This window comes from Caballeronia sp. S22 (assembly GCF_964261745.1).
Lineage (GTDB): Bacteria > Pseudomonadota > Gammaproteobacteria > Burkholderiales > Burkholderiaceae > Caballeronia > Caballeronia jiangsuensis.
Genome location: NZ_OZ180037.1, coordinates 60,115 through 78,093 on the forward strand (window position 1 = coordinate 60,115; position 17,979 = coordinate 78,093).

Below are 17,979 nucleotides of genomic sequence, written 5' to 3' on the forward strand. Positions count from 1 at the left end.
AACCTCATGAAACTCCGCATTCTTCTTGCCGCGCTGCCGTTCATCGGCCTCTATTCGGGCGGCTCGCTCGCCGCGCATACGCCGCTTCTCTTCGGCGTTCCTTTCCTGCTGGTGTGGAATCTCTTCTGGATGGCGGCGACGGCTGCGATCCTTGCGCTCATCTATTGCCTCGACAGCCGCGACGAAGCGGCGAATTCGAGCGCACGCGCGGGAGGATCGCAATGAACGCGTCGCTGATCATCATCGTTCTGTTCGCGATCTTCGCGCTGGCCGTGGGCCTGTACGCGCGTCGCGGAAAAAAGCAGCTCAGCCTGGAGCAATGGGCGGTCGGCGGACGCGGCTTCGGCTCGCTGCTGACCTTCCTGCTGATGGCGGGCGAGGCCTTCTCGACATTCTCGTTCCTCGGCGCGAGCGGCTGGACCTATAGCAAGGGCGTGCCGGCGTTCTATATCCTGTCGTACGGGTGCCTCGCGTATGTGCTCGGCTACTGGATGCTGCCCGCCATCTGGCGCTATGCGAAGGACCGCAACCTCGTATCGTTCGCCGATTACTTCGCATCGAAATACGATAGCCGCGTGATCGGCGTGCTGGTTTCGATCGTGGCCGTGCTCGCGATGGTGTCGCTTCTGATCATCCAGTTGCGCGGGCTCGGGATCATCGTCTCCGAGATGTCGTATGGGCTGATCTCGCAGAACACCGCTATCTGGATCAGCGCGGTGCTGATGGTCGCGTACATGACGGTTTCGGGCATCCACGGCTCGGCGAGCATCGCGATCTTCAAGGACGTGCTGATTCTCGGCCTCGCGATCTTTCTCGGCACCTATCTGCCGCTGCATTACTTCGGCGGCTTCGGCGAAATGTTCGCGCGCATCGATGCCGTGCATCCGGAACTGCTGCGCATGCCCGAGCATGGCTTCAATCTGAGCTGGTACAACTCGACGCTGCTGCTCACGTCGCTCGGCTACTACCTGTATCCGCACGGCTTCACGGCGGTCTATGTGGCGCGCGATGCATCGGCGCTGCGCAAGAACGTCGTCCTGATGCCGATCTATCAGGTGCTCATCGCGTTCCTGTTCCTCGTCGGCTTCGCTGCCGTGCTCACCGTGCACGGGCTCGAAGGCGCGCAAACCGATCTCGCGCTGCTGCGGCTCGTCAAGCAGACTTTCCCGGCGTGGTTCGTGGGCATCGTCGGCGGGGCGGGGCTGCTCACCGCGCTGGTGCCGGGCTCGCTCATCATGCTCAATGCATCGACGACGATCGCGCGTAACATCTATCGCGAAGGCTTCGCGCCGCAGGCGACCGACAGGGAAGTGGCCCGCGTCGCCCGTATCGCGCTGCCGCTGTTCACGCTGGTCGTCGTCTTTTTCGTGTTGCGCGGCGGTGCGACCTTCGTGGCACTCGCGATCTTCTCGTCGAGCCTGCTCACGCAACTGGTGCCGATGCTCGCATCGAGTTTTCTCAAGCGCCCGTTCGGCACGCGCGAAGCGGCGTTCGGCGGCATCGCGGCAGGCGGCGTCGTGCTCGGGCTGTCGAACTGGGGCGGCATGACGCTTGCGACCGCGTTTCCCGGCGCGCCGCTCGCGTTCACGTCGATCAACATGGGGCTCGTCGCACTGTTCGCGAACGCCGTGGTCTTCGTTGCAATCAGCGCCGCACAACGTTTGCTGCGGGCGCGTATCGATACTGCCGTCGGATCGGCATGACAAACATGACTCGCTCTCTTTACCTTTCCAATGTCCGGCTGGCCGATGACCAGGCCGTCTCCGTCTCGGTCGTCGATGGCCGTATCGAAGCGCTCGGCGCGAATGTCTCGGCGCCGCCCGGCGCGCATGTCGAAGATGGCGGCGGCGCGCTGCTGCTGCCGGGCTTCGTCGAAGGCCACACGCACATAGACAAGAGCAACTGGGGCCGTCCGTGGTATCGCAATGAAGTCGGCCCGCTGCTCACCGATCGCATCAACAACGAACGCGAGTGGCGCAAGACATCGGGACACGATGCCGCCGCGCAATCGCTCGCGCTGTCGCGCGCATTCGTGCAGGCGGGCACCACGCGTCTGCGCACGCATGTCGATATCGACACCGATGCGCGCCTGCGCTACCTGGAAGGCGTGCTCGCGACGCGGCAGACCATGCGCGACACGCTGGAGATGCAAATCGTCGCGTTTCCGCAGTCGGGCATGCTGATTCGTCCCGGCACGGTCGAATTGCTCGGCAGCGCGCTTGCTGAAGGCGCCGATGTTCTCGGTGCGCTCGATCCCGCGTTGATCGACGGCGATCCCGTTGCATCGCTCGATGCGACTTTCGCGCTCGCGGAACGCCACGGCAAGCCGATCGATATCCATCTGCACGAGCCCGGCGAAGTCGGCGCATTCACGCTGAGACTGCTGCTCGACCGCGTCGAGACGATGGGCATGCAGGGCAGGGTGGTCGTCAGTCACGGCTTTTGTCTGGGCGCGTTGCCGGAGCGCGAACGCGATGCGTTGCTGGATCGAATCGCCCGGTTGCGCGTCGCGCTGCTGACGAGCGCGCCGCCTTCGCGCACGGTTCCGCCGCTCAAACTTTGTCGCGAGAAGGGCATCACGATGTTCGGCGGCAACGACGGCATTCGCGACACCTGGTCGCCATACGGCGTTCCCGACATGCTCGAACGCGCGATGTTGATCGGCATGCGCTACGACCTGCGTCGCGACGACGATCTCATGATCGCGTTCGATTGCGTCAGCGAGGCCGCCGCGCGCGGTTGCGGTTTCATAGACTACGGCCTGCACGCGGGCGCACGCGCGGACCTCGTGCTGGTCGATGCGCAGACCGTCGCGCATGCGGTGGCGTCGCGGCCGGTGCGCAAGCTCGTCGTCTCCAACGGCCGCATCGTGGCGCGTGACGGAGCGCTCACGTGACGAACGAACATGAACACGTCGACATACTGATCGAGCACGGCTGCGTCATCACGATGGATCCAGCGCGCCGTGTCATCGATGACGGCGCGGTGGCGGTGAAGGGCGATCGCATCGTCGCTGTCGGCGAAACGAGCGAGCTCGCGCGGCGATACCGGGCAGCGCGTGTGATCGATGCACGCCGCAAGGCCGTATTGCCCGGCCTGATCGATGCGCACGCTCACGCCGGGCACGCGATGCTCAGAACGATCGGCGGCGCGGACGGCGATGCATGGACGGCGGCATGCGAGGCGATCTACACACGCGCTTCCGACGAAGCCTTCTGGGAAACGGAGTCGCATCTGGCGGCGCTCGAACGTCTGAAGGCGGGTGTGACGACAGGCGTCTCGCTACTGGGAGGCGGCGATTCGATCATGCGTGTCGATGATCCCGTGTATGCGCGGCGTCATTGCGATGCGGTGGTCAGGACGGGCACACGATCGATCGTCGCGGTCGGTCCGTCGCGTCCGCCCGCGCCTCGTCCTTATACACGGCACGGCGCGAGCGGACAGAGCGAGACATACGACGTAGATTTCGAACGCATGTTCGACGTGTGCAAGGACATCGTCGATGCATGTCATGGCGATGCCGATGGCCGCATTCAGATCGCGTTGATGTTGCCCGTGTTCGCGCCGGAGCATTATCCCGAGGTCGCGCAATATGAAGGCGACTATCGGCGTGAAGCGCAGCGCTATATCTCGATGGCGCGCGAACGGAACCTGAGTTTCACGCAGGATGGTCATCGCGCGGGCACGCTCGATTTCGCGCATCGCGAGCTGGGATTGCTGAACGCGAAGTCGTTCATGTCGCACGCGATCGATCTGACGGATGCGGACATCGCGGCGTGCGTGGAGACGGGCGCTTCGATCGTGCATAACCCGAGCGCGATCATGTCGATCATCGGACGCTGCCCGGTGCCCGAACTGATCGATGCGGGCGTGACGGTGGCGATCGGCTCCGACGGTGCTGCGCCCGACAGAGGCTATGACATGTTCCGTCATATGTGGCAGTGCATGCACTACCATCGGCGGCACTTTCGCGATCCGGATGTGCTTCCGCATGGCAAGGTGCTCGAGATGGTCACCATCGACGCTGCCCGCGCCTTGTCACTCGACCACGAACTGGGTTCGCTCGAAGCGGGCAAGCAGGCCGACATCATTCTCGTCGACCTGTTCAAGCCGCATCTGATGCCGATGAACATGCCGGTCTATCGCGTCACGTGCTTCGCGAATGCGGGCGACGTGTGCATGACGATGGTCGGCGGAAAGGTCCTGATGGAGGATTACCGGGTGCTGTCGGTCGATGAAGGGGAGATACTCGAACGCGTCTCGCAGGTGGCGGATAGCACGTTCGAGCGCGCGGGCTTGCGTCATCTGCTCGACGCGCCGCGAACGTTGTGGGGGCACAGCCACTACTGAAGCCGGACCCTTGCGGCACGCCTGAGCAGCAGGGCGTGCCGCATCGCGGCAATCAACGCGGCGCGTTGAGCGTCAGCTTCATGTGCCGGTTGACGTCCTTGTACAGCAGATAGCGGAAGCGGCTCGGCCCGCCCGCATAACACGCTTGCGGACAGAATGCGCGCAGCCACATGAAGTCGCCTGCTTCCACTTCGACCCAGTCCTGATTCAGCCGATACACCGCCTTGCCTTCCAGCACGTAAAGACCGTGTTCCATCACGTGCGTTTCCGCGAACGGGATGACGCCGCCGGGCTGGAACGTGACGATGTTCACGTGCATGTCATGGCGCATGTCGCTGGAATCGACGAAGCGCGTCGTCACCCAGCGTCCTTCGGTGCCGGGCATGGCGATCGGCTCGATGTCCTGCTCGTTCGTCACGAAGGCTTCGGGAAGCGGCACGCCATCCACGACTTCATAGTGCTTGCGGACCCAGTGGAAGCGGGCGGTATCCTTGTGACGATTGCGCAACTGCCAGTTCGTGCCGGGCGGAATGAACGCATAGCCGCCGGTCTTCAGCACGTGCAACTTGCCTTGCAGCGTCACTTCGATTTCGCCTTCGACGACGAACAGCACGCCTTCCGCGTTCGGGTCCTGTTCAGGCTTTTCGCTGCCGCCGCCGGACGCCACTTCCATGATGTATTGCGAGAACGTCTCGGCAAACCCGGTCAGAGGCCGCGCCAGCACCCAGAGCCGCGTCTTGTCCCAGAACGGCAGATGACTCGTGACGATATCGCGCATCACGCCTTTGGGGATGACGGCATACGCTTCGGTGAACATCGCGCGATCGGTCAGCAGCTCTGTCTGCGGTGGATGACCGCCATGAGGCGCGTAGTAGGTATTCGTTGACATACGTAAGTCTCCGTTGATGTTCACGCCGCCGTGCTGATCGCGACGCCGTGGTGGTGTCCGGCTTGACCGGACTCGAATTGCAGGCGGGACACATCGCCCCAGAACTTTCCGCTGCGCACGATCGTGCGCTCCGCTGGCACGGCCGCGACGGCGGCGGCCGCGTTGGCCGCCTTCACGATGACGAACGTCGCGTCGTGACCGGCCTTCAAACCGTAAGCGTCGTGCCCGAGCACCGCGGCGCCGGCATCGGTTGACATGTGCAGCGCGACGCGCAGTTCATCATCAGTATAGAAACCTGAGCGATAACCGATCAGCATCGCGCGTTGCAGCATGTCGCCATTGCCGTACGGCCACCAGGCATCCTGGATGTTGTCGTTGCCGGTGAAGACGCGCACGCCTGCGGCGCGCAATCGCAGGATGGGCGGGAACGCGCGATCGCCGGGCGCGTTGGTCATGATCGACACGCCGGCATCCGCCAGCGCCGACGCGACACGGTCGACCACGTCGGGCGCGACATCGCCCAATGCGTAGGCGTGGCTGACGGTCACGCGGCCATGCAGTCCCGACGCTTTCGTGCGCGCTGCGATCCGGTGCAATTGGTCGATCCCTTGCTGGTCGGGTTCGTGCAGATGGATATCGATTTTCACGCCACGCTTTTCGGCGATGCCAAAGACGATATCGAGCTGGCCGTCGGCGTCGCCGTCGAGTGTCGTCGGGTCGATGCCGCCGACGACCTGAGCGCCTTCACGCGCCGCTGCATCGAGAATGTCCGCGGTGCCCGGACAGGACACGACGCCCGCCTGGGGAAACGCGACGAGCTCGATATCGACGAGGCCGCGCCATTTTTCGCGCGCTTGCATGACGGCGTGAAGATTCGTGAGACCCGTGGTCGCGTCGACATCGACATGACTGCGCATTGCAATGGTGCCGAACGATGCGGCCTGACGAATCAGCGCGTCCGCGCGCTCGGCGATGGGACGTGCGCGCGCGAGTTCCTGCTTTTCGATGGCGAGACGCTCGCGCAGGCTCGCGGCGGAGCGATGAGGGCGCCAGTCATCGCCCACGAAGCTCTTGTCGAGATGAATGTGGCCATCGACGAAGCCGGGCAGGACGAGATGGCCTTTGAGATCGATGACTTCTTCGTCGCGCGCTTCGATGCGCTGCGAGCCGATGCTGGCGAAGCGGCCGTCTTTTACCGCGAGGTTCAATGGATTGCCATCGGCGTCGATGGCATTGACGAAGACGCGGTCGAACATGCTTGTGCCTCAGTGATTCGGGACCTTTTCAACGCGTCCTGAACCGGTTGCGGCGTTGGGTTGTGGGGTCCTGGGTGTGGTGGACCTGTACAAAATATCGGAGACGGTTTGTATCGACAAATTAAATGTTTGAATGTGGGGTATTTGATTTTCGAATGGATTTTGGAAAAGCCGCTTTCAGACAAACCTCGTTGGCTTATCACTTCACCTTTGGCATTCTCATTTCCTCAGCGGATAACAATAAGTTAGCCGAATTAAACCTGTTCATTCGAGAAGGATGTGAGCGATGCCGATTCCGGCTTATATGTGGCTCAAGGACGACGGTGGTTCAGCCATTAAAGGCAGCGTTACGGTGCAGGGACGAGAGGGGAGTGTCGAGATTATTGGCTTCGGTCACGGACTAACGCTTCCAGTCGACGGCAACGCCGGCAAGATCACCGGCACGCGCATTCACGCGCCGATGGCAATCGAGAAGGAGTTCGATGCAGCGAGTCCATATCTCTATCAAGCCGTTGCCAAAGGGCAGACGCTTGAAAGTGCCGAAATCAAGTTCTACCGCATCAACGACGCCGGGCGCGAAGAGAATTACTTCACGATACTGCTTGAGGGCGTGAAGGTCGCGGGTGTCAATCCCGGTTTCGCAAACACGAAAATCGCAAGCCTGAGCCAACTGAATCACATGGAATCAGTGTCGCTCATGTATGACAACATCACTTGGCACTACCTGGACGGCAACATCCGATTCTCCGACGCGTGGACAGAGCGCTAAGCGCGGGAGAACGAAAATGGCTCTGCAGGGTAGATTCGTGGTTGACAATGCGCCGATCGAGATTTTGGCAGTGTCGGGCGTCCGAGCTTTTCCTGCTTTTTCGGGTGACGACGTTTATCGAAACCGGGGCGGCTGCACCGCAATCGTTGGCAAAGGCCCGTTGCCAGCGGGAAAATACTGGATCGTGCCGCGGCCCGAAGGCGGCATCGGCTCACAACTCCAGGCGAAGGCCAGGGATATGTTTAACGCTGTACGAGGTCGGCCATCGCATCACGACGAATGGTTTGCGCTCTACCGGGACGACGGACTGATCGACGACTGGACCTGGGTGAACGGAGTCAAACGCGGCAATTTTCGTTTGCACCCTGTCGGGGGCGGTGGCGTATCGTTTGGTTGTATCACGCTGCAAAGTGTGGCTGACTTTCAGCGATTGCGCCATGCGCTCTTGCAGACGAGCACCGTGCCGGCAGGAAACGCCGGCATTCCCGCATACGGATGGATCGAGGTGGTTACCATTGGCAACACTTGTCCGTAGCCTGCTAAAACTGATGCTGTTCCTAGGATTGCTGTTCTTTTTCATGCGGTTCGCTCATGTGGTCCCGTATCCGCTAACGGTTGAACAGCAGCACGTCCTGATCACATTCGCCGATTGGCTCCACATTCAAGACTATGAGGCGCTTTACATGATCGTGGCGACACTTGTCGATGTGCTCGTGACGACCCTCGCCTATAGAACCATATTGAAACTCTGGCGACGCTACCGGATGCGTCGCGGGTCCGTGCGTGTCTGACGATGAAGGGCACGGCTTGTGCGGGAGTTCGTGAATCGACGATTATTGTCGTGTCAAAAAGTTTGATCATAAAGATTATGTCAATTGATAAAAATTCCATGAGGCTCTGGTGCAAACGCGATACGGACGATCACGACGCGTCGCCAGGTCGGTTATCGACAAGCAATCCGAGCGCGTCGAGATAGATGTCCATCGACCGCTGGACCGATTCGGCGATCAACCGGGAAATGCCCGCATAGTCGTTGCTCACGCAAGCCTCGTCCAGCGAACCGCAATACGCCGCGCGATCTTCGTTCCGGATAACGGCCGGGGGATAACCGGATTTCATCAACTCGACGTTCAAGAGCAGGCGCCCCGTTCTGCCGTTCCCATCCATAAATGGATGGATCTTGACGAACCGCGTATGTAACTCGGCGGCACGCGCGACAGGATGCATATGCTCCCCTCTCGCATGCCACTCGATGAGCGCGGCCAATTCGGCCGGCAGATCCAGAAAATCCGGCGGGGTCGTACGCGCGCCGGCTATCGTTACATTCACATGTCGATAGCGGCAGGCTTCCTCACCGACGCGGCCTTTCAACACCACGTTGTGGATGTTCCGGATCTGCCATGCGGACAGGGGCTCATTCTTCGCGACGATCGAATCGAGATAACGCATCGCGCCGCGACGACCCATCGTTTCGCAGTGCTGCGACAGCGATTTGCCGTCCATCGTCATGCTGTCGAGCACGATCTGAGTCTCGTGCAGCGAGCGTGTGTGGTGCTCGATTGCACGCGCATCAGGCGACCATTCCAGCCTCAGCCTTTTACGCAGCAAAGCCAGAGCCGGAGGCGAAAGCGGACGCACCGCGTCCAGTTCCGCTTTGTCGGCATCGATCGCTTCGAGCATCCGTTGCAGAGACGAATCCATGACTCCGATCCGATGTCGCCGGGAATCGCGGTGAACGTTCCGGCTTGCGTCGACTGGCGGTGCGAATCGAGGAAGCGCTCATCCGTACAGCGGCGATTCTCAGTCATCCTTAAGTTTTTAAACGCTTCTGAAAAACGGCACCCGTAACCACTGACGGACTCAGCCTCGGCGCGGCGACTGGGAACACAAATCGCCGCGCCGGCTGCGCTCAGTCCCTGCTTGGGAAGATGCCGTTTATGCAGATTGCAAAGTTCATCGGCGGATAAGGCTTTCCGTTTGCGTCGCCACCGGCCACCGGCATTGGCGTTATATTGGGCAACTGGAACGTCGTTGCCCCATCCCCACCGTAGAAATTGCCAATCAATGCAAACAGCGCCTGGAATTGCGCGATGTGCAGCGTCTGGCCCTGACACAGCATCCAGCCCTTGGGTGCCCAGCCGAAGCTGAACATGCGGATTTCACCGATATACGCGTCTCCCATTGAACTTCTCCTTGGTTGTCATCGATCGAAGGAACGACACCTGCTCCAGGCTGCTCCTGGCCCTACACGGACGTTACTGTTCGATTTGCCACGCAAGTACCGGCTGACAATCCAGTTGAGGTCGGGACCGGCGTTCGGGAGCCAAGGCGGCCTGTCGCATCTCCCGTTACCTCGATATTCCAGAGACGTTGTCGAAGATCGTGCGACCATTATAGGCCGCTCGATTGTTCGGAAATTTTTTGGTGACGCGGGCGTACGCATCAGGCAGGGACGAACTTCGCCATTACCATCGACCTTGCTAGACTCAGGTTCCAGAAGCGGTTTCCCCTTGCCGTGGAAAGGTAAGGAGGAAAGCGCGGGCGCTGATCTGCACGAAGCGCACGGTTCGAAACCGAACGCCGAACAGGAGAGTTGTTTCGTGAAGAACTGCCTTCTCTGCGTGCTGTCCTTCATGTGGGCTAGCGCGGCCTGCGCCGCCGCTCCTCTCTGCTTCCCGGTCGGAACGACCATGACGCTTCGCGGCACGCCCGTGCAGGACGTCATGGAAACGGACGGCGGCTCCCGACAACCCGTCTCGCTGCTGGCGATGGACCCACCGCTGTGCGTGATCGACAAGCGTTATTCTCAGGACGCGCAAGGTCGGGTCATGGTCCCCCGGGTACTCATCATCGGGCCACCGCTTCCGACCGGCGTGACGCTCTCGGTCACCGGCACGCTGATGCGACGCAGCGCACCGCCCTACTACATGGTGCCGACCGCAGCCTGGGTCGTCCCGCCCACGATGGTTCCACCGCACCAATAGGGGCTTCGCGGCGACACGCGCGGTGCATCGGCCGGCTTATCCGCGAATGTGATTGCCAGCCAGGCGTCAGTTCACGCACTTCAACTCGCCTTCAGGCCGCGCGGCAAGCGGCATAACCGTTACCGGTGAAGGTTAGCCATTGTCGCCTGCATGATCGCAATCACCCTATGCTCGTCCCCATCTCCGGAAAACGCACGGACTTCACCCGTGCACACGGTAAGTGTCTTGCCTGCGTTCTGTACTCGTCCGATAGCCAGAAAGCGCTCGCCAACAGCTGGTCGCAAGAGATTAATCTTGAACTCTGCTGTGACCACATCAAAATCAGGCGCTAACTTCGTCAGCGCTGCATATCCGCATGCGCTGTCTAGAATGCTCGACGTAGCGCCCGCATGAAGATAGCCTTGTTGCTGAGATAGATGACTTGAAAATGGCAGGCCGATGTGCACTTCCCCGTCTTCAACGAGGAGAAGCTGTGCGCCGAGTGTCAGCATTAAGCCCTGCGCGTTGAAGCTGTTGGCAATTCGCGTGTGAAGATCGGCCATTGTCGTCGGTAGAAAGGTGGTTCGATGAACAGCGACTCAGCGACGCTTATATGGTATCGAGTACTCAGACGACGGGGAACAGTCCTCGGATTCGACAGGCACTTCGCACAATTGGCGGTGTACGTCGATATCAACGCAGCCGTGAAGCTGCTACAGCCACGTGCCGAGCCCTTCAGCAGATTGAAGCTGCCAGCAGCAACTCGCGACAAGCTGCGATCTTGCGCGCCCAGTCGTCGATCATTGCGGCGAAGCGCTCGCCTTCGTAACCTTCGAGCGCCTGTTCGCCCGCAGCGTTCAGCGCTGTGAGCTCGTAGCTTACCCATACTTCGGTGCGCGCCTCGTCGAGTGCGACACAACGCACCTCGACAAGACCGGTGCGCGACGCCGGCGTGCAGCGCAAATAGCACGATCGGTGTGCCTTGCGGTCGAAGTCAGTCAGGGTCCAGATGGTCAGCTCATCACCCTGACCGGTGATGAACACCATACCGGACTCTGTGCGGCCGTCGCGGGGATAGACGTAGGTTGGCGTCCAACCGTCGACCCAAAGCTCCTCGCCGGCCGGCGTGAAGAACATGAAGGCCTGGTCGATCGCAGCGTCGACCACGATCCTGTGGCTGGCGTTCAGCCGGTGCGTCATGGCTTGATCCTCCGATGGTCATACGATGAGCTGGCCAAGCTGCCATAACCCGAGTCCAGCCAGCAGCGCGGCAGAGCACAGATTGACGGCGCGTTGCCAACGTTCGTTGAAGCGGTTGCGCAACCGACCCACACCGGCCGACAGGATCAACCACCATAGCGCCGAGCCCACCAGTACGCCGACAACCATCACCCAAGGCGATGCCGAAGGCGAGCGGCCTGCCAGTGCACCGAACACCGCCATGAACGACAGGATGGTTGTCGGGTTCGACATCGTCAGCACGAACGTGCCGGCCATGTAGCGCAGTAGCGTGCTGGTCGGTTGCGAGGCATTCATGCTGCGCACTGCCGGCTTCGTGGCGATGCGCCAGGCAAGCCACAGCAGAAAGCCGCCACCGAACAGGCCCAGCCATAGCCTCAGGCTCAACAACCAGCCGATCAATCCTGTGACGCCAAACGCGCCGATGGCGCCGTACACCGCGTCGGCGAGTGCCGCCCCCAATCCAGTGGCGAGCCCCGCAGGGCGGCCATGATCCAGCGTGCGCTGAATGGCCAGCAATCCAATCTGCCCGACCGGCGCAGCGATCGACAGCCCGATCAGTAGCGACTGGCCGAACAGCACGGGGATGGGTGACGACAGAATGAGATCCATGTCGGGGATTATCCGACGGCATCGAAGGCTTGCACAGAATAAAACACCAATCGAAAATCCAGTTCATCTTCGATTTTTCAGGTGGAAGCTCGTCATGACCGAAGCACTGCAACTCGACGTCAAAGCATGGGCGCTTCTGATGGCGCTACAGGAGGATGGGCGCGCGCCCTTGAAGGCCCTGGCCCTTGCCGCGGGTTTGTCGGTGCCTGCAACGGTGGAACGACTCAAGCGCCTGAAGGACGCCGGCGTGGTGCGCTCTGTAGGCGCCGACCTGGATCCCGTGCAGCTCGGCTATGCCGTACGCGCCATTGTCGGCATCACCGTGCAGCAGCCCGGCAAAAAGACGTTTCTCGACAAGCTGCGCCGCGCGCCCGAGGTGCTGGAATGCCATCACGTCGCCGGCGCCGATTCCTACATCGTGACCGTGGTATCCCCCAGCCTCGAAGAGCTGGAGCGTTTTCTCGCCACCATCAACACCTACGGTGAGACGCGGACCTCGATCGTCTTCTCCACTCCCATTCCGCGTCGCGGTCTGGTGGCGCCGGGTGCGTCGCGCTAGACGCGTTCGACGCTGTCGGCGAGCGCGCGCAACAAGGCCGCGCCATCGCCGTGCCAGGCGCTGCCGTGCATGCAGGCCAGCGTTGTCGGCTGCAATGCAGCAAGGCGTTCCAGCATTGAGCGGGCGTTCCTGGTGTGTGAGAAGTAATCCATCTCGTGACGGAACGCCTCGCTGGGTTCGAGGATATCGCCCTCGGTAAGCGGCGGGAGGTTCGAACCGCCTTGGGTAAATAGGTCGCCACAGAGCAGCGTCGCCGACGCGGTCTCCATGAGAAAGCCGCATTCCCACGCGTGCGGTAGATGCGGCGTATCGAGCCAGCGCACGCTGTGCTGCCCGAGCGAGATCGTCTCGTCATCATCCATTGCGCGTGGCGGCCGGTCGGCATAATCGCTGACCGAGACCATGGCCGCGACCTGGCCGCACAACGGCTCCGCATGCGGCGCGGCCGCGAGAAACTCGTTGAGTGCGCCGCATTCGTCGGACTCGAAATGAGAGAAGCCGATATAGCGCAGACGATCGATCGATATGATGCGTTCGACTGCTTCACGCACGACCGGAAACAGCCTGCGCAGACCGGTATGAAATAGCAGGGCTCGTCGTCGTCGATCAGATACTGGTTGAACGAAAAGCCACCCCCGCCGGGGATCTCGACCGGCGTGGAGATGCGATAGATGCGTTCCGCAATCTCGTCGATGGTTGTACCGCTCGAAAGGGATAGGGTCGGCATGATGCGCTCCTTTCTTGGACAACTTACGTAATCCAGGCTCGGTCAGATCGTCGATGCACGTGCGCCGATTTTCGGCGATCCGGGTATCGATGTCCATTGCTTCTCGATCGATCATCGGCGGCGAGGCCACATCGTATTACACCAATGGAGCCGCAAGCCCTTCTGTTTCGATCACGCGCTCGATCGCAGGTCGCGCGAGCATCCGTTGCAGATACTGACCGCCCTTTCTAACTCCCGCATCGCGACCTTAGCCGATTGTCGGATTCACCACCGAGACGTTCGGGCCTGACGGCATCCAGTCGCCCAGATACCAGTTCTCCTTCCACACCGGATTCGTGCTCGTGATCGCGCCCGTCACGATGTAGCCGCTCGGTTCCAGGCCGCCGACACTGAACGGACCATCGGTCTGACTGTTGTCGATATGGTTCGTGATCTGAATATCGACGGTCTTGGCGACCGGTCCCGCGAGCGATCCCAGATCGATCTGGATGCCCGGGCCCGCGCAGCCCAGCGTCTTCGGGCTGACGATCCTGATCGCCCGGAACACCGCCGTGTTGTCATTCGGCTCGATATCGAGCCCCGCCTGCGGCGCCGTTCCGCCTATGTTCTGCCAGACAGGATGGTCGAAGGTGATGGTGTCGCCCGAAATGATCGTCACGCCCTGGCGACGACAGCCGTCCGCGAGATGATTGGTGATCGTCACGGCGTTGCTCGTCACGCCGTCCTCGATATAGCTGTTCGCGATGTAGATGCCGTCACCCCAGCAGTCGATGGTCGTCGGCGAAGTAATCGTGACATTCGAGCTGCCAGCGATCGAGATGCCCATACCCCACTCCCCCGACGTAGCCGCATTGAGCGACTTGCTGCCGTCGAGGTACGGCGACTCGATGTTCACGTTGCTCACGTCCCAAATGCGCATCATCTGATACGAATCGGTATTGTGAGCCAGCAGCTTGATCGAAGCGCCCTGCGCGAAGCGTATGTGGGTGTTCGAGTGCAGCGTGAGGCCCGTGGTGTCGATCCGGCTTTGCCCGGTGATCAGGAGAATCTGCCCCACCGATCCGTCGATCGCGGCCTGCAATGCAACGCGATCGTTCGTGATTCCGTCGCCCTTCACGCCGAAGGACACGTCGATGAGGACGCCGTTCGGGCTGGTGTCGCTTACGCCGTGAGTGCCGCTGGCCATGCCTGGACTGGCATCGCTCGCGCTCTGCGAACCGGTGGCAGTACTTGGCGTGGGTTCGCTCGTGTCTTGTGAGCCGGTGCTCGTGCTCGTGCTCGTGTTCGGGCTCGTCTTGGTCGACGAATCGGCCGCATTCGACGAATTCGCGCCGCCCCCTCCACAAGCGGACAGCGCAAGGGAGCCAGCGCCGAAGACGAGCGTCGAAAGGAATTTGCGACGCATCGTGCTGGGAATATCGGAGCGTGTCGAGGCCATGAAAAATTCCCTCGAATGACAAGTGCGCGACCGGGCGGAGTCGGATTGATTTGCGCCTCAGGAAGATGAAGCGACAGGCGACGAGCGATTCGCTTCGGCGCTTGCTTGGTTTACGGCGCGAAGAGCAAAGTCCTTAGTGAAAAGGCCGTGCGAGCGTCGATTTTCCCCGTCGCGGTCCACGATGGATCGGCAACGGAAGGTACGTTGTGGTATCTGAAGCTACACATGGCTGTGTATGCTTGTCGCGCGAGCAAAGCTTCAAGACTGGCGTTCGCTATCCAAACGCGCGACCAGCGCCTCACATAGACACACTGAGACGGACGACTGCTCAAGCGTGCCGAGCTTAGCCGCACGACGAGAGAGTTCCGATATGCGCCCTGCCAAGTCCAATATCGTTGCGCTGCTGAGCCTCGCCAACCCGCGATGGCCGATCGCGTGCCGCGCAGCATTGAGCCTCGGCATCCCGCTATTGCTTTCGTGGCTGATCAATGGCGACCTCTCCGCCGGACTTGTTGCGACACTGGGTTCATTTACGTCGCTCTATGCACCGGATCGGCCCTATCGTAATCGTGCGCTCGTGCTTGCCGGTATCGCTATAACTTTCGCCGCGGCGGTGACGGCCGGCGTCGCGGTACAAGGTCTGCCGCATGCAGCGGTTCCGTTGGTCGTCGGCATCGCAATGCTTGCAAGCTTTTTCTCGGCTTCGTTGAAGATCGGTCCGCCAGGCGCCTATATGATCGTTCTCGCCTGCGCCGCCGCGACCGCGATGCCCGTGACCAGTCTTCCCCTGAGCCATGTTTTTCTTCTCATTCTCGTCGGAGGCGCGATTTCGTGGCTAACACACATGGCCGGCGCGTTGATCGCGCCGAGAGGTCCGGAACGCGCCGCGCTCGTGAATGCAGCGAATGCCATTGCGCACCTGCTCGCGACGGCCGATGAACCCGCGCGGGAGATCGCACGCCACTCGGCTGCACTTGCCTTGCATGAAATGTGGATTGCACTGGTGAACCGTCAACCCAGGGATGTGCCGGGCGACGGGACGATAACTACGCTCCGTGCTCTCGGGCTCGAGTTGCATCTGATCTTTGCCCGTTGCAACTGCTCGCGTGACGGAACCGCCGAGCAAGACCGTGTCCGACAGATCGCTTCCCTGGCGTGCACGCAAACAAACCTCGATACCACCATGTCACGCTTGCCGCTAGGACAGCTTCGCGCGGTGGAGCGAATCGCTAGGGACGCGCGCTTTGGAACGAGGGCATGGAACATCGCGTTGCGGGTCGGCATTGCGGTCGCGATTGCAGGCTCGCTGGGCGAAATGCTCGGGCTCACGCGCGCTTATTGGGCGATGGCCGCCGCCACGCTAGTACTGCACCAGGGACTGAATCTTCAGGCGTCTTTGCGAAGGAGCATCGATCGAACCGTAGGCACGCTCGTCGGTATCGGCCTTGCGGCACTCGTGCTCGTCCTGCATCCCACCGGGCTGTCGCTCATTGCGACGCTCATGGCGCTGCAGTTCATCGTCGAACTGCTAGTGGTGCGCAAGTATGCTGTCGCCGTCATATTCGTGACCGCGATAGCGCTCACGATCGCAACGGGCGGTCATGCGATCAAAGACCCTGACACATTGTTCATCGCGCGCGGTGTCGATACTCTGGTCGGTTGTGCAGTGGGTCTACTCGTGTGTGCTGCGTCAAACATCGGATGGCGTACGCGATCATCACTCGCCGCGATGCTTTCGCTGATTGCCTGCATGCGTCCCGTGCTGGGCTACCTTCAGACAGCAACAGTTACAAGCGACGAAGCCTTGCGTTTTCGCCAAAGTTTGCAAGACAAAGCATTCTTGGTAATGATCTCGCTGGACGTGCATCCGGAGATCGAATCCGTTGTCATGCGCGCACAAAGACTTGCCTATCTGATTTCCGGCGCGGCGTGGCTCGTGCAAATGCGCGAAATCGAACCGGCACGCATTCAATGTACGGAACTGCAACGCACCGACACCATTCTGGCCGCGATCCTCACTGACCCACCTGCCACGCTCGATGAGTCGGTCAGTATTGAACTTGCGCGTGCCGCCGAGTCTATCGAAGCATGGCTGGACAACGATACGAAGCGATACTCCTCCTGACCGTTCCGTTCATATCGGGCGATCGTCATCTCTATCTTCCCAACCGCGCGAAACTCATACAGTACAGCGACCGCGGGCGACATCGGAAGCGTCATGGCAAGCGCATAACGGCCGGCGTCGACAACGAGTTCCTGCGCGAGCGAACTCTGTGTCAACTCACCCATAGCGTCTCCAAAGCAAAATGCAGTCTTTAGCTGGCGCTTTCAACTGCACCCGACGCGAGCATTCGCTTGACGACAAGCGCAAGCGGAACAGTGAAACAGAAATGAGACATGAAGCCGCCAATGATGACGATCGGATCCAGATAGTTCGGGTGATTGTCCGACGCGATCGCGATGGCGACGTGCATCACGATCCAGGCGAAGATTGCGTAAAAGAGCGCGACGAAAGTAGCCTCATAGCCACGTCGACGGAAGTACGGCCATATCGCGGCGAACAACACGCCCCAACCGATTGCGAAGACAAAATGAATCGCGGTGCCGATGACGTAGGCCCAGATGCCGATCGATTCTTGAAAAGCCTTACCAAAGACTAGCCCTGTCGCGTTCCGGGGAATGCCGGCGAGCGGCATGAGGTGCTGCACGCCCACCCAGATCAGCGCTTCGTAAATCCAGATAACAATCGCGCCCGCCAATCCACCCGCCGCACCGGCGCGGATGATGCGAGAAAACGGTGGCCTGGCCGCCGCGTTATTTTGCGAACGTCGGTCCAGTTCCTTGCTTCTTACATTAATGTTACTGCTCATGTTCCATCTCCTTGGCTGCGCAGATTAATCCAGAACTCTCGTCATGCTAGAAAGAGTTCCGCACAGGCCGTAGACGGGGTTAACCAGATATTGGAACTCGAAGCGGAGTTTTATGTCGCAGAACCAGGCTGCCCGCATCGCTGAAGACCGAGTCCCGATAAGGCTCCGAAGCCGTATTGCGAACATCCGGAGCGTCAATGTCCGCGAACCCGGCTAGAAACATCGATAAATAAAACAGATGGCGAAGACAACGATTCGCAAAGATCGAGCGTGCGAAAACTCAGCGTACCCCGGAGGGAATCTACTT

General features: G+C 60.8%; 19 protein-coding genes and 1 pseudogene. 10 read left to right on the forward strand and 10 right to left on the reverse strand.

Features of this window, described 5'->3' with window-relative positions; genetic code table 11:
* Positions 1–6: 6 nt before the first annotated feature.
* The 4 genes from ACEN42_RS23950 to ACEN42_RS23965 are packed head-to-tail and all read left to right on the forward strand — an operon-like array spanning position 7 to position 4,350.
* Positions 7–225, forward strand: coding sequence for a DUF3311 domain-containing protein (locus tag ACEN42_RS23950; protein WP_238212134.1), 219 nt, complete (start codon positions 7–9; stop codon positions 223–225).
* Positions 222–1,703 carry a sodium:solute symporter gene (locus ACEN42_RS23955; RefSeq protein ID WP_371884910.1) on the forward strand — a complete coding sequence of 494 codons (1,482 nt, stop codon included), beginning with the start codon at positions 222–224 and terminating at the stop codon, positions 1,701–1,703. Before ACEN42_RS23950 ends, ACEN42_RS23955 begins: the two co-directional genes overlap by 4 nt.
* 5 nt (positions 1,704–1,708) lie before the next feature.
* Entirely contained in the window at positions 1,709–2,896 is a 1,188-nt protein-coding gene (locus tag ACEN42_RS23960; protein WP_371884911.1) for an amidohydrolase family protein, read from the forward strand.
* Between the two features lie 53 nt (positions 2,897–2,949).
* Positions 2,950–4,350, forward strand: a complete 1,401-nt coding sequence (locus tag ACEN42_RS23965; RefSeq protein ID WP_374191214.1) for an amidohydrolase family protein — start codon at positions 2,950–2,952, stop codon at positions 4,348–4,350.
* A gap of 52 nt (positions 4,351–4,402) precedes the next feature.
* Here ACEN42_RS23965 and ACEN42_RS23970 read toward each other — a convergent pair whose 3' ends face one another.
* The gene (locus ACEN42_RS23970) at positions 4,403–5,239 is read right to left on the reverse strand and encodes a bifunctional allantoicase/(S)-ureidoglycine aminohydrolase (RefSeq protein ID WP_371884913.1); all 837 of its coding nucleotides are present in this window, start codon (positions 5,237–5,239) and stop codon (positions 4,403–4,405) included.
* A gap of 20 nt (positions 5,240–5,259) precedes the next feature.
* Entirely contained in the window at positions 5,260–6,495 is a 1,236-nt protein-coding gene (locus ACEN42_RS23975; protein ID WP_371884914.1) for an amidohydrolase family protein, read from the reverse strand.
* A gap of 286 nt (positions 6,496–6,781) precedes the next feature.
* Here ACEN42_RS23975 and ACEN42_RS23980 point away from each other — a divergent pair, with 286 nt between their 5' ends.
* From ACEN42_RS23980 to ACEN42_RS23990, 3 genes are read left to right on the forward strand one after another with little or no spacing between them, the layout of a single operon-like run.
* Positions 6,782–7,264, forward strand: a complete 483-nt coding sequence (locus ACEN42_RS23980) for an Hcp family type VI secretion system effector (protein ID WP_371884915.1) — start codon at positions 6,782–6,784, stop codon at positions 7,262–7,264.
* 16 nt (positions 7,265–7,280) lie between these two features.
* A complete protein-coding gene (locus ACEN42_RS23985; RefSeq protein WP_371884916.1) occupies positions 7,281–7,799 on the forward strand; it encodes a DUF2778 domain-containing protein in 519 nt (172 codons plus the stop codon).
* Entirely contained in the window at positions 7,780–8,055 is a 276-nt protein-coding gene (locus tag ACEN42_RS23990; protein WP_238212142.1) for a hypothetical protein, read from the forward strand. The genes ACEN42_RS23985 and ACEN42_RS23990 overlap by 20 nt, the downstream gene beginning before the upstream one ends.
* A 130-nt stretch (positions 8,056–8,185) precedes the next feature.
* Here the strand turns inward: ACEN42_RS23990 and ACEN42_RS23995 are convergent, their stop codons facing one another.
* The gene (locus ACEN42_RS23995; protein WP_371884917.1) at positions 8,186–8,965 is read right to left on the reverse strand and encodes a Fic family protein; all 780 of its coding nucleotides are present in this window, start codon (positions 8,963–8,965) and stop codon (positions 8,186–8,188) included.
* Positions 8,966–9,173: 208 nt separating this feature from the next.
* The gene (locus ACEN42_RS24000) at positions 9,174–9,446 is read right to left on the reverse strand and encodes a phage tail protein (RefSeq protein WP_029672539.1); all 273 of its coding nucleotides are present in this window, start codon (positions 9,444–9,446) and stop codon (positions 9,174–9,176) included.
* 328 nt (positions 9,447–9,774) lie between these two features.
* On the opposite strand from ACEN42_RS24000, the gene ACEN42_RS24005 reads away from it, so the two are divergent.
* On the forward strand, positions 9,775–10,248 hold the full coding sequence (locus ACEN42_RS24005; RefSeq protein WP_371884918.1) for a hypothetical protein: 474 nt from the start codon (positions 9,775–9,777) through the stop codon (positions 10,246–10,248).
* Between the two features lie 119 nt (positions 10,249–10,367).
* Here the strand turns inward: ACEN42_RS24005 and ACEN42_RS24010 are convergent, their stop codons facing one another.
* From ACEN42_RS24010 to ACEN42_RS24020, 3 genes are all read right to left on the reverse strand, one after another.
* A complete protein-coding gene (locus ACEN42_RS24010) occupies positions 10,368–10,790 on the reverse strand; it encodes a PaaI family thioesterase (protein WP_371884919.1) in 423 nt (140 codons plus the stop codon).
* A gap of 172 nt (positions 10,791–10,962) precedes the next feature.
* Entirely contained in the window at positions 10,963–11,427 is a 465-nt protein-coding gene (locus tag ACEN42_RS24015; RefSeq protein ID WP_371884920.1) for an SRPBCC family protein, read from the reverse strand.
* A gap of 18 nt (positions 11,428–11,445) precedes the next feature.
* Positions 11,446–12,078 (reverse strand): LysE/ArgO family amino acid transporter, encoded by a 633-nt coding sequence (locus tag ACEN42_RS24020; RefSeq protein ID WP_371884921.1) that lies wholly within the window; start codon positions 12,076–12,078, stop codon positions 11,446–11,448.
* A gap of 94 nt (positions 12,079–12,172) precedes the next feature.
* Between ACEN42_RS24020 and ACEN42_RS24025 the strand changes: the two genes are divergently transcribed.
* Positions 12,173–12,637, forward strand: a complete 465-nt coding sequence (locus ACEN42_RS24025) for an Lrp/AsnC family transcriptional regulator (RefSeq protein ID WP_371884922.1) — start codon at positions 12,173–12,175, stop codon at positions 12,635–12,637.
* Here the strand turns inward: ACEN42_RS24025 and ACEN42_RS24030 are convergent.
* Together ACEN42_RS24030 and ACEN42_RS24035 are read right to left on the reverse strand one after the other, a co-directional pair.
* Positions 12,634–13,364, reverse strand: a pseudogene (locus tag ACEN42_RS24030) (MBL fold metallo-hydrolase). The gene ACEN42_RS24025 and the pseudogene ACEN42_RS24030 sit on opposite strands and share 4 nt — an antisense overlap.
* A 247-nt stretch (positions 13,365–13,611) precedes the next feature.
* Positions 13,612–14,802 (reverse strand): right-handed parallel beta-helix repeat-containing protein, encoded by a 1,191-nt coding sequence (locus ACEN42_RS24035; protein ID WP_371884923.1) that lies wholly within the window; start codon positions 14,800–14,802, stop codon positions 13,612–13,614.
* 370 nt (positions 14,803–15,172) lie between these two features.
* Between ACEN42_RS24035 and ACEN42_RS24040 the strand changes: the two genes are divergently transcribed.
* Positions 15,173–16,927, forward strand: a complete 1,755-nt coding sequence (locus ACEN42_RS24040; protein ID WP_371884924.1) for an FUSC family protein — start codon at positions 15,173–15,175, stop codon at positions 16,925–16,927.
* Between the two features lie 190 nt (positions 16,928–17,117).
* On the opposite strand, the gene ACEN42_RS24045 is transcribed toward ACEN42_RS24040, so the two are convergent.
* Complete coding sequence (locus ACEN42_RS24045) at positions 17,118–17,672, reverse strand: hypothetical protein (RefSeq protein WP_374191210.1); 555 nt, start codon at positions 17,670–17,672, stop codon at positions 17,118–17,120.
* Positions 17,673–17,979 lie beyond the last annotated feature (307 nt).

Coding starts and splice junctions, on each gene's coding strand:
- ACEN42_RS23950 (WP_238212134.1), top strand. CDS start 7: ATGAAACTCCGCATTCTTCTTGCCGCGCTGCCGTTCATCGGCCTCTAT.
- ACEN42_RS23955 (WP_371884910.1), top strand. CDS start 222: ATGAACGCGTCGCTGATCATCATCGTTCTGTTCGCGATCTTCGCGCTG.
- ACEN42_RS23960 (WP_371884911.1), top strand. CDS start 1,709: ATGACTCGCTCTCTTTACCTTTCCAATGTCCGGCTGGCCGATGACCAG.
- ACEN42_RS23965 (WP_374191214.1), top strand. CDS start 2,950: ATGGATCCAGCGCGCCGTGTCATCGATGACGGCGCGGTGGCGGTGAAG.
- ACEN42_RS23970 (WP_371884913.1), bottom strand. CDS start 5,239: ATGTCAACGAATACCTACTACGCGCCTCATGGCGGTCATCCACCGCAG.
- ACEN42_RS23975 (WP_371884914.1), bottom strand. CDS start 6,495: ATGTTCGACCGCGTCTTCGTCAATGCCATCGACGCCGATGGCAATCCA.
- ACEN42_RS23980 (WP_371884915.1), top strand. CDS start 6,782: ATGCCGATTCCGGCTTATATGTGGCTCAAGGACGACGGTGGTTCAGCC.
- ACEN42_RS23985 (WP_371884916.1), top strand. CDS start 7,281: ATGGCTCTGCAGGGTAGATTCGTGGTTGACAATGCGCCGATCGAGATT.
- ACEN42_RS23995 (WP_371884917.1), bottom strand. CDS start 8,965: ATGGATTCGTCTCTGCAACGGATGCTCGAAGCGATCGATGCCGACAAA.
- ACEN42_RS24000 (WP_029672539.1), bottom strand. CDS start 9,446: ATGGGAGACGCGTATATCGGTGAAATCCGCATGTTCAGCTTCGGCTGG.
- ACEN42_RS24010 (WP_371884919.1), bottom strand. CDS start 10,790: ATGGCCGATCTTCACACGCGAATTGCCAACAGCTTCAACGCGCAGGGC.
- ACEN42_RS24015 (WP_371884920.1), bottom strand. CDS start 11,427: ATGACGCACCGGCTGAACGCCAGCCACAGGATCGTGGTCGACGCTGCG.
- ACEN42_RS24020 (WP_371884921.1), bottom strand. CDS start 12,078: ATGGATCTCATTCTGTCGTCACCCATCCCCGTGCTGTTCGGCCAGTCG.
- ACEN42_RS24025 (WP_371884922.1), top strand. CDS start 12,173: ATGACCGAAGCACTGCAACTCGACGTCAAAGCATGGGCGCTTCTGATG.
- ACEN42_RS24035 (WP_371884923.1), bottom strand. CDS start 14,802: ATGGCCTCGACACGCTCCGATATTCCCAGCACGATGCGTCGCAAATTC.
- ACEN42_RS24040 (WP_371884924.1), top strand. CDS start 15,173: ATGCGCCCTGCCAAGTCCAATATCGTTGCGCTGCTGAGCCTCGCCAAC.
- ACEN42_RS24045 (WP_374191210.1), bottom strand. CDS start 17,672: ATGAGCAGTAACATTAATGTAAGAAGCAAGGAACTGGACCGACGTTCG.